Annotated in this window: 10 protein-coding genes; 8 read left to right on the plus strand and 2 right to left on the minus strand. The window is 64.4% G+C overall.

Going from position 1 to position 14,471, the window contains the following annotated elements:
- Window positions 1-29 precede the first annotated feature (29 nt).
- Together HV786_RS00490 and HV786_RS00495 are read left to right on the plus strand one after the other, a co-directional pair.
- On the plus strand, window positions 30-1,745 hold the full coding sequence (locus HV786_RS00490; RefSeq protein WP_128829364.1) for an N-acyl-D-amino-acid deacylase family protein: 1,716 nt from the start codon (window positions 30-32) through the stop codon (window positions 1,743-1,745).
- Window positions 1,746-1,877: 132 nt separating this feature from the next.
- Window positions 1,878-2,852 carry a Bug family tripartite tricarboxylate transporter substrate binding protein gene (locus HV786_RS00495; protein ID WP_128829363.1) on the plus strand — a complete coding sequence of 325 codons (975 nt, stop codon included), beginning with the start codon at window positions 1,878-1,880 and terminating at the stop codon, window positions 2,850-2,852.
- 15 nt (window positions 2,853-2,867) lie between these two features.
- Here HV786_RS00495 and HV786_RS00500 read toward each other — a convergent pair whose 3' ends face one another.
- Window positions 2,868-3,863, minus strand: a complete 996-nt coding sequence (locus tag HV786_RS00500; protein WP_128829362.1) for a LysR family transcriptional regulator — start codon at window positions 3,861-3,863, stop codon at window positions 2,868-2,870.
- A 168-nt stretch (window positions 3,864-4,031) separates the two neighbouring features.
- On the opposite strand from HV786_RS00500, the gene HV786_RS00505 reads away from it, so the two are divergent.
- Together HV786_RS00505 and HV786_RS00510 are read left to right on the plus strand one after the other, a co-directional pair.
- The gene (locus tag HV786_RS00505) at window positions 4,032-5,006 is read left to right on the plus strand and encodes a D-2-hydroxyacid dehydrogenase (protein WP_128829361.1); all 975 of its coding nucleotides are present in this window, start codon (window positions 4,032-4,034) and stop codon (window positions 5,004-5,006) included.
- 60 nt (window positions 5,007-5,066) lie between these two features.
- Window positions 5,067-6,269: a pyridoxal phosphate-dependent aminotransferase gene (locus tag HV786_RS00510; protein ID WP_128829360.1), complete on the plus strand. Its 1,203-nt coding sequence runs from the start codon at window positions 5,067-5,069 to the stop codon at window positions 6,267-6,269.
- A 45-nt stretch (window positions 6,270-6,314) separates the two neighbouring features.
- Here the strand turns inward: HV786_RS00510 and HV786_RS00515 are convergent, their stop codons facing one another.
- Window positions 6,315-7,301: a LysR substrate-binding domain-containing protein gene (locus HV786_RS00515; protein WP_128829359.1), complete on the minus strand. Its 987-nt coding sequence runs from the start codon at window positions 7,299-7,301 to the stop codon at window positions 6,315-6,317.
- A 176-nt stretch (window positions 7,302-7,477) separates the two neighbouring features.
- Here HV786_RS00515 and HV786_RS00520 point away from each other — a divergent pair, with 176 nt between their 5' ends.
- The 4 genes from HV786_RS00520 (at window position 7,478) to HV786_RS00535 (ending at window position 14,392) form a co-directional block, all read left to right on the plus strand.
- The gene (locus HV786_RS00520; protein WP_128829358.1) at window positions 7,478-8,707 is read left to right on the plus strand and encodes a metal-dependent hydrolase family protein; all 1,230 of its coding nucleotides are present in this window, start codon (window positions 7,478-7,480) and stop codon (window positions 8,705-8,707) included.
- Between the two features lie 37 nt (window positions 8,708-8,744).
- Complete coding sequence (locus HV786_RS00525) at window positions 8,745-10,100, plus strand: MFS transporter (protein WP_128829357.1); 1,356 nt, start codon at window positions 8,745-8,747, stop codon at window positions 10,098-10,100.
- On the plus strand, window positions 10,097-10,642 hold the full coding sequence (locus HV786_RS00530) for a GAF domain-containing protein (RefSeq protein ID WP_128829356.1): 546 nt from the start codon (window positions 10,097-10,099) through the stop codon (window positions 10,640-10,642). The genes HV786_RS00525 and HV786_RS00530 overlap by 4 nt, the downstream gene beginning before the upstream one ends.
- Window positions 10,643-10,951: 309 nt before the next feature.
- The gene (locus tag HV786_RS00535) at window positions 10,952-14,392 is read left to right on the plus strand and encodes an autotransporter family protein (RefSeq protein WP_128829355.1); all 3,441 of its coding nucleotides are present in this window, start codon (window positions 10,952-10,954) and stop codon (window positions 14,390-14,392) included.
- Window positions 14,393-14,471 lie beyond the last annotated feature (79 nt).

Consider the following 14,471-nt stretch of genomic DNA (forward strand, 5'->3'; position numbering starts at 1 on the left):
GACGGGCCCGCGGGCCCCGGGAGACAACAATGCACGATGTAGTGATACGCGGCGGCACGCTGGTGGACGGTTCGGGCGCCAGCGCCCGGGCGGGCGACCTGGCCATTGAAGGCGGCAGGATCGTCCAGGCCGGCGGCAAGGCGGGCGCGGCGCGGCGAGAGATCGACGCTGCCGGCGCGCTGGTGACGCCGGGGTGGGTCGACATCCATACCCATTACGACGGCCAGGCGACATGGGATCCGTATCTCAGTCCCTCAACATGGCATGGCGTTACCACCGCCATCATGGGCAACTGCGGCGTGGGCTTTGCGCCGGTCAAGCCCGACCGGCGCGAATGGCTGATCAAGGTGATGGAAGGCGTCGAGGACATTCCGGGCTCGGTGCTGTCCGAAGGCATCGAATGGGACTGGGAGACCTTTCCCGAGTACCTGGACGCGCTGGATCGGCGGCCCAAGGCGCTGGACATCGGCGCGCAGATTCCGCACAGCGCGGTGCGCGCGTACGTGATGGGCGAGCGCGCCATTCATCACGACGAGGCCTCGCCCGCGGACCTGCTGGCCATGCGCGAGGTCGTGCGCGCTGCCCTGCAGGCGGGCGCGGTCGGCTTTTCGACGTCGCGGACGTTCCTGCACAAGTACGACGAGCGCAAGTATCCCCCGGGCACGTTCGCCACCGGCGAAGAGATCAGCGCGCTGGGATCGGTCATGGGCGAAGTCGGCCACGGCGTGTTCCAGATGACGGCCAACCATCCCGCGATGGAAGGCGAGATCCCCTGGTTGGAACAGCTTGCCCGCCACAATCGTCTGCCCGTGCTGTTCAACCTTCAGCAGACCGACGGCGCGCCAGACGTCTGGAAGCAGATCGTGCGCACGCTGGACAAGGCGCGCGACGAAGGCGTGCCGCTCATGGCCGGCATCAGCGGCCGGCCGCTCGGCATACTGTTTTCCTGGCAGAGCTCGCTGCACCCCTTCATTGCCCATCCGACCTATCAGGCGCTGCACGCGCTGCCCCTGCCGGAAAAGCTCGCGCAGCTGCGCGATCCGCAGGTCCGCCAGAAAATCATGAGCGAGCAGCGCGGCCTGCTGGACCGCCGGGCCGAAACGCTATTCAGCAGCTTTCACAAGATCTACCGGCTGGGCCAGAATCCCGACTACGAACCGCCGCCCGAAGACAGCGTGGCGGCCATGGCGGCGCGCACGGGCCGCCCGCCGCTGGAGCTGGTGTACGACCTGATGCTGGAGAACGACGGCCGGGCCATTCTCTATTACCCGTCCTTCAACTACTCGTACGAAAACCTTGATCACCTTCATCAGTTGATGCAGCACGCCAATACCGTGAACAGCCTGTCCGACGGCGGCGCGCATTGCGGCTACATCTGCGATGTCAGCATGCCGACCTTCATGCTCAGCCACTGGACGCGCGACCGCCGCCGCGGCCCGCTTCTGCCGCTGGAACACGTGGTGCGCCGGCAAACCCGCGACACCGCGCTGGTCTATGGCTTGCACGATCGCGGCTTGTTGCAGCCAGGGTACAAGGCCGACATCAACGTCATCGATCCCGACGCGCTGAAGGTCCACTGCCCGGAAATGGTCTTCGACCTGCCGGGCGGCGGGCGCCGGCTGGTGCAGCGTGCCGATGGCTACGCGGCCACGCTGGTCAACGGCCTGCCGATCTTCGAGCGCGGCCAGGCCACGGGCGAGCTCCCAGGCAAGCTGCTGCGCGGGGCCGGACCGCAACGCGGCTAAGCATCCGGGCATTCCCGAATATATTGATCGCACCGATTAATCCACTGGAATTTCTCATTTGTGGCGCAGGATTGCGCTCCCTATGATCGGCAGGGTTGCTTCACCAGCAACCCAAAAATCAAGGGGAAAAAAATGAAAAAGTGGAAACTGGCCTGCGCTGCGCTGGCCGTGCTGTCCTGCGTGGCCACGGCCTCGGGCGCTCAAACCGCCTACCCGAAGGGCCCGGTCACGCTGGTCGTGCCATTCGCGCCCGGCGGATCGACGGACGTGATCGGACGGCTACTGGCCGAGCGGCTGGCGGTGGCGCTCAAGCAGCCGGTGGTCGTTGAGAACCGCTCGGGCGCGGGCGGCAACATCGGCGCGGCCATGGTGGCCAAGTCAGCGCCCGATGGCCAGACGCTGCTCTTTGGCACGACGGGCATCCTGGCCATCAACGAGTTCCTGTACAACAACCCGGGCTACAAGGCCGACCGCGACCTGAAACCGGTGGTGTACACCGCGTCCATCAGCAACGTGCTGATCGTGAACAACGACATGCCGGTGTCCAGCGTCGACGACCTGATCAAGCTGGCCAAGGCGAACCCCGGCAAGTATTCCTTTGCATCCTCGGGCGCGGGCAGCTCCACGCACCTGTCGGGCGAATTATTCAAGAACATGGCGGGCGTGGACCTGATGCATGTGCCGTACAAGGGCAGCGGCCAGGCTCTGGTGGACCTGGTCGGCGGCCAGATCAACATGATCTTCGACAACGCCCCGTCGGCGGTGCCGCTGGCGCAATCGGGCAAGGTCAAGGCCCTGGCCGTCACCAGCACCACGCCGCTGTCGGTGCTGCCGGGGATTCCGCCGTTGACCGAGGCGGGCCTGAAGGGATACGAGTCCTTGTCCTGGACCGGCGTGGTTGCACCCGCCGGCACGCCGCAGGCCGTGGTGGACCGGCTCAACAAGGAGGTCAACGCGATCCTGGCCGACGAGGCCGTGCGCAAGAAACTCACCGAACTGGGCGCGCAAGCCACGGGCGGCTCGCCCCAGGACTTCACCGCGCACATCGAAGCCGAACGCGCCAAATGGGGCAAGCTGGTGAAGGAAGCGAAGATCGCGGTGCAGTAGCCACCGGCGTGGGTGTCAGACACCGGCAGACGCCGCCTTCCTGGTCCTTTTTCCCGACACCTTCACCCCCGCCGGCACCGGCTTTTCGTTGATCACGTCCCGCATGTACTGCAGGAACAGCTCGGAACTTGCCGACAGCGACCGCAGCCGCCGCGTAATCAGACAGACCTCGCGCGACAAACGCGGCGAACTCAATTCCCGAAACACGAACGTCCCCGGTTCGGTCCGCTGGGTCTGCGGCGGCGCGATGGAACTTGCCGCCAGCGCCGGCAGAATCGAGTAGCGCCCGCCGCCACGCAGCACGGCGTGTAGCGACGACGTCCGCGACACTTCATCGTGCTGCTGCTCGAAGAACCCAGGCTTGCCGGCATGCGCGCGCAGAAACGCACCGATGCCCGTGTCCTCGGTAAACCCCACATATTCCGCCGGATCCAGGTCAGCCCACTTCAGGGGCTTTGCGCCTTGCGCGTACGGATAGGACGCCGCGCAGATTACGCCGTAGCGGTCCTCGAACAGCGGCGTGTAGACCAGCTCGTCAAAGCCATGATGCGACGTGGAAATCGCAAAATCGATGTCGCCGTTGGCGATCATCTTTTCCACCTGTTCCGAGCCGGCGTCGTGCAACGAGAACGTGATCTTGGGATAAGCCTGGCGGAACGCCGCGATGGCGTCGCCCAGGAAGTAGTTGGTGACCGACGCCACCACCGCGATCCGCACATGCCCCTGACGCCCCTGCGACAACGCTTCCAGGTCGCTCAAGGCGCCGTCGAATTGGCTGAGGATGCGCTCGGCTTCCGCCTTGAAACGCGCGGCCTCCGGCGTCATCGCCACGCGCCGTGTGCTGCGGTCAAACAGCTTGACGCCTACCGCGTCCTCGAACTGCTGGATCGTCGCCGTCAGCGAGGACTGGGTCAGGAACAGTTGCGAGGCCGCCACGGTGAACGAACCCGTGTTGGCCACGGCGACGAAACTGCGAAAGTGCCGCAGGGTGATGCTGCGTTTTGCCGTCATGCTCCGCACCGTTCAATATATTGGTGAAACCGAATAATAAGCAAAAACCAACAATTTGTAGTGAAGAAAACCGCGCTCTAGAATTTCCTTCGATCTGGCGCATCGCGCCGTCTCCACCGCTGGCAACAAAGAGTGAACTGAAATGAGCGCTGCAGGCGTATTGCCCACATGAGCACACAACAACCCTTGCGCATCCTCATGTCCGCATCGACGCGGGATCGGATTGGCGGCGCTATCAGCCAGGCCTTGGACGGGCGCTCCTTCGAACCCGTCATTGCGGCCCAGACGCACGGCAATGAGCCGGCGGATGTGGATGTCGCATTCATCTCGCGCGACGTGACGGGCCTGTCGACCAAGCATCGCGTCCTTGAACCGCTGGAAGCCTTCTACGTCACGCTGCGCCGGTCGCCGAGGCTGGCCTGGGTGCACGTGCATTCGGCGGGGGCCGACCGCCCGATCTTCGGCGAACTGAAGGCGCGCGGCGTGCGCGTCACGACGTCGTCCGGGGCCAATGCGCAGGTGGTGGCGCAGACCGCGCTGGCCGCGGTCCTGTCGCTGGCCCGCGAGTTTCCCCGCCTGTTCGACGCGCAGCGGGCGCGCACGTGGACGCCACTGATCGGTGGATTGCTGCCGCGCGACCTGGCCGGGCAGACCGCCGTGATCGTGGGGTGGGGGCCGATCGGCCAGACGCTAGCCGGGTATCTGCGGATGTTGGGCCTGAACGTCATCGCCGTGCGCAGCGCGGCCACGCCGCCCGCCGATGGCGTCGAAACCCACGCGTTCGAGGATCTGGCACGCATTGCCGGACGCGCCGACTGGCTGGTGCTGGCCTGCCCTTTAAGCGATCGCACACGCGGGCTGGTAGACGCGCGTGTGCTCGCCGCCATGGCGCCACACGCCCGGCTGGTCAACGTGGCGCGTGGCGAGATCGTGGCTGAAGCCGATCTGATCGAAGCCCTGCGCGCAAAGACGCTGGCCGGCGCGTATCTGGATGTGTTCGAACACGAACCGCTGGATGCCGAATCGCCGCTATGGGCGCTGCCCAACGCATTCGTCACGCCGCATTCGGCGGGCCACTCGGATGGCAACGAGGCGCGCGTGGACCGGATTTTTCTTGATTACCTGCGGCAGTGGCGGCAGTAACGCCGGCCTGATTGCACCCGCACCCCACTTGCTTGCAACCCGTCAATTCCAGGACCTTCCATGATCCAGACCGCCGCGCGCATCCAGCGCATCAAACCCTCGCCCAGCTCGATGGCGGGCCAGCGGGCCCGTGAACTGCGCGCCACCGGCCGCGATATCGTCGCGCTGACGGCCGGCGAGCCCGACTTCGATACGCCCGACAACGTCACGCAGGCGGTTGTGCGCGCGATGGCGCAGTCGCGCACCAAGTACACCGACGTGGGCGGCACGCCTGAACTCAAGGCCGCGATCCGCGAGAAATTCCGGCGGGACAACGGCCTGGACTACGCTGCCAGCGAAATCATCGTCGGCAACGGCGGCAAGCAGATCATCTTCAACGCGCTGCTTGCCACCGTCGAAGAGGGCGACGAGGTGATCGTGCCCACGCCGTACTGGGTGTCGTATCCCGACATCGTGCTGCTGGCGGGCGGCACGCCGGTCTTCGTGGCCTGCCCGCCTGCGCAGGGGTTCAAGCTGCAGCCCGCCGACCTGGACAAGGCGATCACGCCGCGCACGCGCTGGGTGATTCTGAACGGTCCCAACAACCCCAGCGGCGCGGCCTATTCGCGCGAAGAGCTGTTGGCGCTGGCCGAAGTGCTTCGACGCCATCCGCATGTCTGGTTGATGTCTGACGACATCTACGAACACATCCTGTACGACGGCCGGCAGTTCGCCACCCTGGCGCAAGTCGCCCCGGACCTGAAGGCGCGCACGCTCACCATCAACGGCGTGTCCAAAGCCTATGCGATGACCGGCTGGCGCATCGGTTACGGGGCGGCGCCGGCCGACCTGATCAAGGCGATGACCAAGCTGCAGTCGCAGAGCACGTCCAACCCGTCTTCGATCAGCCAGGCGGCCGCGCAGGAGGCGCTGTCGGGCCCGCAGGATTTCATGGCCGAACGCACCCGCATCTTCCAGGCGCGCCGTGACATGATCGTGGCCAGCCTGAACCGCATCGACGGCATCGACTGCCATGTGCCGGAAGGCGCGTTCTACGTGTTTCCGTCGTGCGAGAGGCTGCTGGGCAGGACGACGCCCGCGGGCAAGCAGTTGAAGACCGACGAGGACTTCATCATGTACCTGCTGGACGAGGAGAACCTGGCGGTGCTGCAAGGTGCGGCGTACGGGGTGTCGCCATTCTTCCGGATCTCGTACGCGGCGTCGATGGAACAGTTGGAAGAAGGCTGCGCGCGCATCAAGCGCGCTTGCGCGAAGCTGGGATAAAGGCGATTGGGGCGGGCGGTTGGGGCGGGCGTTTGCGCCCGACAGCTAGCCAGCCGCCCCGCAATACGGGCAGTCGGATTCACCGGGCTGCGCGGGGGCCATCCGACCAGGAGCCGGCTTTCCCGACGCGGGCCGCACGTCCGTGGGCATGGCGGTGTTGCCGCCGTGCCCGCCATGAAAACACTCGTGCGCCAGCCACTGGCTTAGCCGTTCATAGCTTTCCATGTTGCTGCGCCAGTTCGGCGCACAGAGATAATAGCCAAGCGGGCTTTCAAACGTCCGGTCGAAAATGTCCACCAGCTGCCCCGTGGCCAATTCCTTTTCGATCAGGCAGTGCGGCATCAGCGCCACGCCAAAGCCGGACGATGCGGCCTGGATAATCATCGAAAACAGATTGAAGCCTGGGCCGAACCGGGCGCGGTCATAATCGCCCAGGTAGGTCGAGAACCAATATTCCCAGGACAGCGGAATCTCGATGTGTTGCAGCAGTGTGCATTGCTTGATGTCTTCGAGGCTGCCGATGGGGTGCTGATCCAGATATTCCCGCGAGCACACCAGGCGCGTTTCGCGGCCCGTCAGATATTTGGCGTCGCCGTCGTGCCAGTCGCCATAACCATATTGGATTGACGCATCGAAATCGAGCTCGGTGCTTTTGTAATCGGCCACGCTATAGCGCACGAAGTTGATGGAGATGTCCGGATTGACCTCGCGAAACGTCTTCAATCGCGGAAACAGCCATTGCGCCGCAAAGGTCGGCGCGGCCGAGACGTTCAGGGATTTTGCGGATTGCTGCGTCGCCATCACCTGCGACGTGGCGCTTTCCAGCGTATGCAGGGCCGGCCGGATCAGGCTGAGATAGGTGGCGCCCATGCGGGTGAGTTGCAGCCCATTGGTGCCCCGGATGAACAGCACATGTCCCAGGTAGCTTTCCAGCGTGGCGATATGCCGGCTGATGGCGCTTTGCGTGACGAACAGTTCCTTGCCCGCCTTGGAAAACGACAGGTGCCGGGCCGCCGCGGAGAATGCGTTCAACTCGGAAAGGGTGGGGCAGCGACGTCTCATAGGGGGGTATGAGTAATGCTCATAAGGCTGTTCAAATTTGTGTCGAACGCATAGGGGGAGACCCGGTATCGGACCCCTGAATTGTACCGGTAGAGTTCGGCATGCCGTGATTTCCCGGCGTTTTGAACTGTTTACGTGGTCGATTTATGAAGCCGGTTGTCATCAAGAATTGCAGGATCCTCAATACCCGAACCTTGGCCCTTGAAGCCGCCGCGACCGTGCTGGTCGAGGATGGCGTGATCACCCGCATTGGCGCCGATGAACCGGCTGCCGCGGATGCGCAGGTGGTGGACGCCAAGGGCATGACCCTGATGCCCGGCATGATCGACTGCCACGTGCACGTCGTGGCGTCGTCGTTCAACCTGGGCCGCGTGGCGGCCCTGCCCAACGCGCTGGCGCTGCTGCGCGCGCTGCCCATCATGCAGGGCATGCTGGACCGCGGCTTCACGTCTGTGCGCGACGCGGGCGGCGCGGACTGGGCGCTGGCTCAGGCGGTGCTGGACGGCACCATCGACGGCCCGCGCCTGTTCTGCTCGGGCAAGGCCCTGTCCCAGACCGGCGGCCACGGCGACTTCCGCCAGCGCAACGATGAACTCGATCCGTGCCCCTGCTCGGTCAAGATCGGCAACATCGGCCGCGTGGTCGACGGCGTGGACAACTGCCGCCTGGCCGTGCGCGAGGAAATCCTGAAGGGCGCTACGCAGATCAAGGTGATGGCGTCCGGCGGCGTGGCCTCGCCCAACGATCCCATCCAGAACCTGGGCTTTTCCGAAGCCGAGCTCATCGCCATCGTCGAAGAGGCCAATAACGCCAACACCTACGTGATGGCCCACGCCTACACCCCGCGCGCCATCACGCGCGCCGTGCGTTGCGGCGTGCGCACCATCGAGCACGGCAACCTCGTCGACCGCGAGGCCGCCGAGGTCATGAAGGAACACGGCGCCTACATGGTGCCCACGCTGATCACCTACGAAGGCCTGGCCAACGACGGCGAGCGCTACGGCCTGCCGCTGGACTCGGTCAAGAAGATCGCCACCGTGCGCACGCAAGGCCTGACCGCGCTGGAGATCCTGGACGAAGTCGGCGTGAAGATGGGCTACGGCAGCGACCTGCTGGGCGAGACCCACTACATGCAGTCCGATGAACTGGTGCTGCGCAGCCGCGTGCTGGGCAATGCCAAGGTCATCCAGCAGGCGACCCTGATCGGCGCCGAGATCCTGAACCAGGAAGGCCTCTTGGGCGAAGTGTGCGAAGGCGCCTACGCCGACCTGCTGCTGATCGATGGCAATCCCCTGGACGACATCGAGCTGCTCACCAAGCCCGATTCGATCAAGCTCATCATGAACCGCGGCCTCCTGCACAAGAACGCCTGCTGACGGTCCCCTTTCTTTTATCTCCGGAACTTCCCCCATCATGTTTTCCGTATCCGACCGCCTGGAGCGGTTGCCCTTCAGCAGCTTTCATTTCCGGCTGCTGATGATCGGCGGCCTCGGGCTCGCCTTCGAAGCACTGGACGCCGGCATCATCGCCTTCATCATTCCCTCGCTGCGCACGCAGTGGGGCCTGACCACCGGCCAGATCGGCTGGATCGCCAGCAGCACGTACGTCGGCTTCCTGGTCGGCGCGCTGTTCTCCGGCATCCTGGGCGACCGCTACGGCCGCAAGAAGATCATGATGTGGGCGCTGCTGCTGTTCTGCGTGGCCACGTTCGTTAACGCCTTCGCGCGCAACTATCACGAGTTCTACATCCTGCGCATGATCGCCGGCATCGGCATGGGCGCGGAAGGCGCCATCATCGCGCCGTACCTGGCCGAGTTCGTCAGCAGCAAGTACCGCGGCCGTTTCACCGGCGCGCTGGCGGGATTTTTCTCGTTCGGCTTCGTGATGTCGGCGCTCCTGGGCTACTTCATCGTCCCGATGAGCGACGACGGCTGGCGCTACATCATGATCATCGCTTCCGTGCCGGTCGTGTTCCTGCTGTGGTGGCGCAAGTCGTTGTTCGAGTCGCCCCGCTGGCTTGAACACACCGGCCAGACTTCCGAGGCCAACCGCATCTGCGAAGCCATCGAAGCCGAAGTGCAGCAAAGCACCGGCCGCCCGCTGCCCACGCCTGTCGCCACGCGCAAGGCTGCTTCCTCGACCGCGGACCAGCAGACCGCCATGGCCAAGCTGGCGTCGCTGTTCTCCAAGCAATACCTGGGCACCACCGCGCTGGTGTGGGTGTTCTGGATCACCGTGCTGTTCTGCTACTACGCCTTCCTGGTGTGGATTCCCAGCCTGCTCGTCGAGCGCGGCTTCACCATCACCAAGAGCTTCTCGTACACGATCCTGATCTACCTGTCGCAGATCCCGGGCTACTTCTCGGCCGCGTACTTCAACGACAAGATCGGCCGCAAGTACACGATCCTGGCCTACATGCTGCTGTCGTGCCTGTCGGCGCTGGGCCTGGCACTGGCCAGCGGCGAGCATCAGATCATCATGCTGAGCATGCTGCTGTCCTTCGGCATGAACGGTGTGATCGCCGGCCAATACACCTACACCGCCGAAATCTATCCCACGTCGATCCGCGCGACCGGCATGGGCGCGGCCTCCGCCTTTGCCCGTATCGGCTCCATTGCATCGCCGACCATCGTTGGCGTGGCGTATCCGGTCCTGGGCTTTGCCGGCGTGTTTGCGATGATGACCGCCATCCTGCTGGTCGGCGGCCTGGGCATCCTGTTCTACGGCAAGAACACGCGTGGCGTCGTGCTCGAGGAAATCAACGCATGACCAAGCCCTCCGCATTCCACGCGTTGGCTGGCAACGCCCGCGATCTGGCGCTGGCCGGCGACCGGCAGGCGCAGTGGGACGTGATCTCCAACCTGCTGCAAAACTGCTTCGGCCACAAGCTGTTTACATCGCTGCTGTACTTGCAGGACCACAAGCTGATGAAGCGTCTGCACACGTCGGACGACACCATCAGTCCGCTCGGCGGCTTCAAGGCCACCGGCAACGGCCCGTGGTCGCGGTTGGTGCTGGAAGAAGGGCGCCTGTATGTCGCCAGCAACGAAGACGACGTGCGTACCGTTTTCTCCGAAGCGCCGATGCTGATCGAGCGCGGGCTGCAGTCGGCCTTCAACATTCCGGTGCGGCATGCGGGGCGGGTGATCGGCTCGCTGAACATGCTGGCCGCGCGTCACGCCTATGACGATATCGATCCGGATCTGGCGGCGGTGGTGGCTGGGTTGTGCGCGCCCGTGTTCATCGAAGCGATGCAGGACGCGGCGTCTGCGGCGGCCAATGTGGACCGCTCCGTGCTGGACAGCGTGTAAGTCACGTTATTTGGGTATCCGTCCCGGTGCGGGACTGGGTTTGCGGGCCGCTTTTCGAAGCGGCCCTTTTTTCGTCCGGAATTCGGGTCGGTCCCGGTTTTGCACATTGTTGCGGGAACTGGTCTGAATTGTTGCGTGTTACCGCGTTTTTGCAAGAGGGGGAGCGAGCTTTAGAAGTCTTTCGATGTGCGAGCTTGCGGGGCGTCAAGAGAATGGTCGCTTTTTTTCGTGGCGGTTCTACGGCGCTGCAATTGGCCGGCATCTGGCTTTTCGCATCTCCGAAGCCGCGCACGGGTTACGGAGCTTGCAATGCACTTCCCCCTTTCCCCGGTTGTCGCGGCGATTCTCGCCGCCACGATCCCGGCCTTTCCCTTGATAGTGTTGGCGGCGCCGATGCCGCCGATCCTCATTGATGACCCGGAAGGCAACACGTCGACGGAGGTGTTCCCCGGAGCGAGCATCAACATCAACACCGGAGACGCAATCCGCGTCAACAACCAGGGCAACAGCGTCTTCGTAAACGGCATCACCGTGACCGCAGAGGCAGACGCCCGCGGTGCGCATGCCCAAGGCGGTGGCTCGATCACGATCACGGACAGTACGATCCAGACGCAAGCCGGGGCTGCATTGTCCGCGTCCCAGGAAAATAGTTTCGTCCATGCCGACATCTCCCTCCTATCCTCAGAGGCAACGACCGTGCTTGCGACCGATGCGGGCCGCATCGAATTGCTTGGCGGAGCCGTGTCGGGATCGGGCGGATTCCTGGGGACCGTCCGTGCCTCCGATGGGGGCGTCATCACGGCAAGTGACCTGGAGATCAAGAGCATTGACCGCAATGGCGTCAACGCCTATGGCGTGCGCGTCCAGTCAGGCGGGCGCGTCGAACTGTCCAACGTCATTGTGTCCAGCGTGGCTGACACGGGCGCGGCGACCGGGGCGGACCTTTCGGTGCAAGAAGGCACGCTGTTGCTGACCGATAGCCACGTCAAGGCAGGAAGCACGGAAAACGCCACGGCGGCAACCATGCATATCTCGCAAAATGCCATCGTCACCGTTCAAGGAAGCACCATTGAAGGCCAGATATCCGTTGTCGACGGTTCCAGCCTGACCATGACGGATACGGTGGTTGCTGGTCCGCATTCGGTGAGCTTCGGCGTGCTCTTGTATAACGAGGCGAGTCAGACCGGTGTGTCTTCGGCGTCTTTGACGAACGTGACAATCGGCAGCGAAGCCGTCGCGGTCAACGAGGGCGTCACGGTGATGAACAACCACGTGATGACCGGACAGAACCTGGACATCCGCGCGAACTTGTATGCGATCCGAAGCCGCAATGGGGCGGTACAGATTGAAGGCGGGACCTTACGCGGAAGACGCGCCGGCCTGTATGCACACTCGATCGATGACACGGCGGCAACAACGATCGACGCCGTGGGAACGCATATCCTGGCCGAAGTCATGAATGCGGTAGGCGTGAGTGCCAACCATCGCGGCACGCAAGTGACATTGGACGGCGTTACCGTGGACGTGTCCGGCATCACGGGCGCAGCGCTTCGGGCAACCGACGAGGCACGCATCGACGCTGTCAATTCACAGTTGAACGGGCAATCCACAGGCTCGATCGGCGTGCAGATGCTTGGAAACATCGGCGCCGGCGACACGGCGGTTTCGCTGAGCGACACGCAAGTCATCATGACGGGTCAGAACGCAAACGGCGTGCAGAGCGTGCGCTACGAGCCGCAGGGCGCCAACTCGCTCGTACTGTCGAACGGCAGCAACCTCCAGACCCACGATGGTGTGGGGTTTCTCGTCAGGGGCGGAGACCACGACATCACCGTCCAGAACGCCACCGTGGTGGCCCGAGCCGGCGGCGACGAAGCCAGCGGCATCCTGCTTGGAACGCAGGCGACCCCCAGCGCGGGAATCGTCCCCGGGCAACCGTACCAGACGCAACGCGTCACCCTGAACGCCATAGGCGCGCTCATGACGGGCGACGTGTTGACCTCCGACAGCGGCCGCGTCGACATTGGCCTGGCGAGCGGCACTGAGTGGACCGGCGCGGTGCGCGCGGGTCAGGGTTCGGTGGACAGCGTCAAGTTAGACGCCAGCAGCGTTTGGAACGTGCGCGGCGATTCAGCCGTCAAGACCCTGACCAACGCGGGTGTCGTGCAGTTCGTGTCTCCGGGTGCGCAATCTGGATTCAAGACGCTTACCGTCTCCGACTACATCGGCGGCGGCACCTTGGTCATGAATACCCACCTGGGCGACGACACGTCCCTGACCGACCGGCTCGTCGTGGACGGCGGCGCGGTCACGGGCACCACCGGGCTGCGTGTCTTGAACGCCGGCGGCGCAGGCGCGTTGACCACGCAAGGCATCCGGCTCGTGCAGGCCACCAACGGGGCCACGATTTCAGGCAATGCTTTTTATCTGGACGCGAACTCGACTGGCTACCGGGCCTCGACCATTAGCTTGGCTCTGAATGGCTACGACTATTTCCTGGTTCAGGGCGGCACGGGCGGCGTGGCGTCCGATTGGTATCTGACGTCAACGACGCCGCCGGAAGAAGGCGGCGCCACGGATCCGGGCGGTCAGACGCCGCCCGGAAGTGGCGTTGAAACGCCTCCTGGCAGCGGCACTGAAACGCCGCCGGGCAGCGGTACTGAAACGCCTCCTGGCAGCGGCACTGAAACGCCACCGGGTAGTGGTGTGACTACGCCTCCTGGCAGTGGCGGTGGTTCAACCGGTTCTGTCCCGGGAAACCTGCAGAACGTCTCACCGGAAAACGGCGCGCATATCGGCAATCAGGTCGCGGCGACCCGGATGTTCGTACATCGCCTGGCGGATCGGACCGTGGCGCAAACGTCGGCAGGTCAAACTGCGCCCGCCAGCGCGTCCCGGCAGGTGTGGGCACGTACCGAGGGCGCGCGGCACACCGGCATGAAACTTCAGGAAGGTCAGGTCAGCATCGACACCGACACCGCCATGCTGCAGATGGGCGCCGACCTCGTGAGCACGCGCCTGGGTCAGCAAGGCGTCCTCAAGGCAGGTGTCATGGCCGGCGCGGGCGAGGCGCGTACGAACGCCACTTCCCAACTCATCCACCCGGGCACCGGCATGGCGATGCGTGCCGATGCCCGAGGCAAGGTCACCGGGTATTCGGTGGGCATCTATGCCACCGCTTACGCCGACGATGCCACCCGCTTGGGTGCGTATGCCGATTCGTGGTTGCAGTTCGGCCGCTATTCCAACGAGATCAATAGCGAACTGGGCTCGGCTCGCTACCGTTCGAACACCTGGACGGCGTCGGTGGAAGCGGGATATGCGTTCAAGCCCTTCGCTGCCGGTTCCGCGTTGGGTGCGATGGTCGTCGTGCCGCAAGCGCAAGTGGCCTACACGCGATACGACGCCCAGGACGCGGTGCTGCCCAGCATGACGCTGAACAACTCGCCCGCCAGTTCGGTCACTTCGCGCGTGGGTGTCCGCGCGTACCCGCTTGGCATCGACGCCGCCACGTCCCCGGTGCGGCCTTACGTCGAAGCCAATTGGCTGCACAACTCGGGCAGCGCGAAAGCCAACGTGGGCGCATCGACCTTCCAGGCAACGCCCATGCGCGACGCCGCTGAACTGCGAATCGGCGTGGCAGGCAATGTCCGCGAGTCGTGGCAGGTTAGCGGCGAGCTCTTTGGCCAGGCTGGAAACGGCGGTCAGCGGGGCTACGGCGGCATGTTGAACGTCGGGTATCGCTGGTAACCACAAGCCGCACGGACCGGGCCATGCAGGTGGCCGGTGACAGCCGGGGCTGTCTGCGCTCCCACGTCAGGCACCCCGG

This window comes from Achromobacter mucicolens (genome assembly GCF_902859725.1).
Classification (GTDB): Bacteria; Pseudomonadota; Gammaproteobacteria; order Burkholderiales; family Burkholderiaceae_B; genus Achromobacter; species Achromobacter mucicolens.

Coding starts and splice junctions, on each gene's coding strand:
- HV786_RS00490 (WP_128829364.1), top strand. CDS start 30: ATGCACGATGTAGTGATACGCGGCGGCACGCTGGTGGACGGTTCGGGC.
- HV786_RS00495 (WP_128829363.1), top strand. CDS start 1,878: ATGAAAAAGTGGAAACTGGCCTGCGCTGCGCTGGCCGTGCTGTCCTGC.
- HV786_RS00500 (WP_128829362.1), bottom strand. CDS start 3,863: ATGACGGCAAAACGCAGCATCACCCTGCGGCACTTTCGCAGTTTCGTC.
- HV786_RS00505 (WP_128829361.1), top strand. CDS start 4,032: ATGAGCACACAACAACCCTTGCGCATCCTCATGTCCGCATCGACGCGG.
- HV786_RS00510 (WP_128829360.1), top strand. CDS start 5,067: ATGATCCAGACCGCCGCGCGCATCCAGCGCATCAAACCCTCGCCCAGC.
- HV786_RS00520 (WP_128829358.1), top strand. CDS start 7,478: ATGAAGCCGGTTGTCATCAAGAATTGCAGGATCCTCAATACCCGAACC.
- HV786_RS00525 (WP_128829357.1), top strand. CDS start 8,745: ATGTTTTCCGTATCCGACCGCCTGGAGCGGTTGCCCTTCAGCAGCTTT.
- HV786_RS00530 (WP_128829356.1), top strand. CDS start 10,097: ATGACCAAGCCCTCCGCATTCCACGCGTTGGCTGGCAACGCCCGCGAT.
- HV786_RS00535 (WP_128829355.1), top strand. CDS start 10,952: ATGCACTTCCCCCTTTCCCCGGTTGTCGCGGCGATTCTCGCCGCCACG.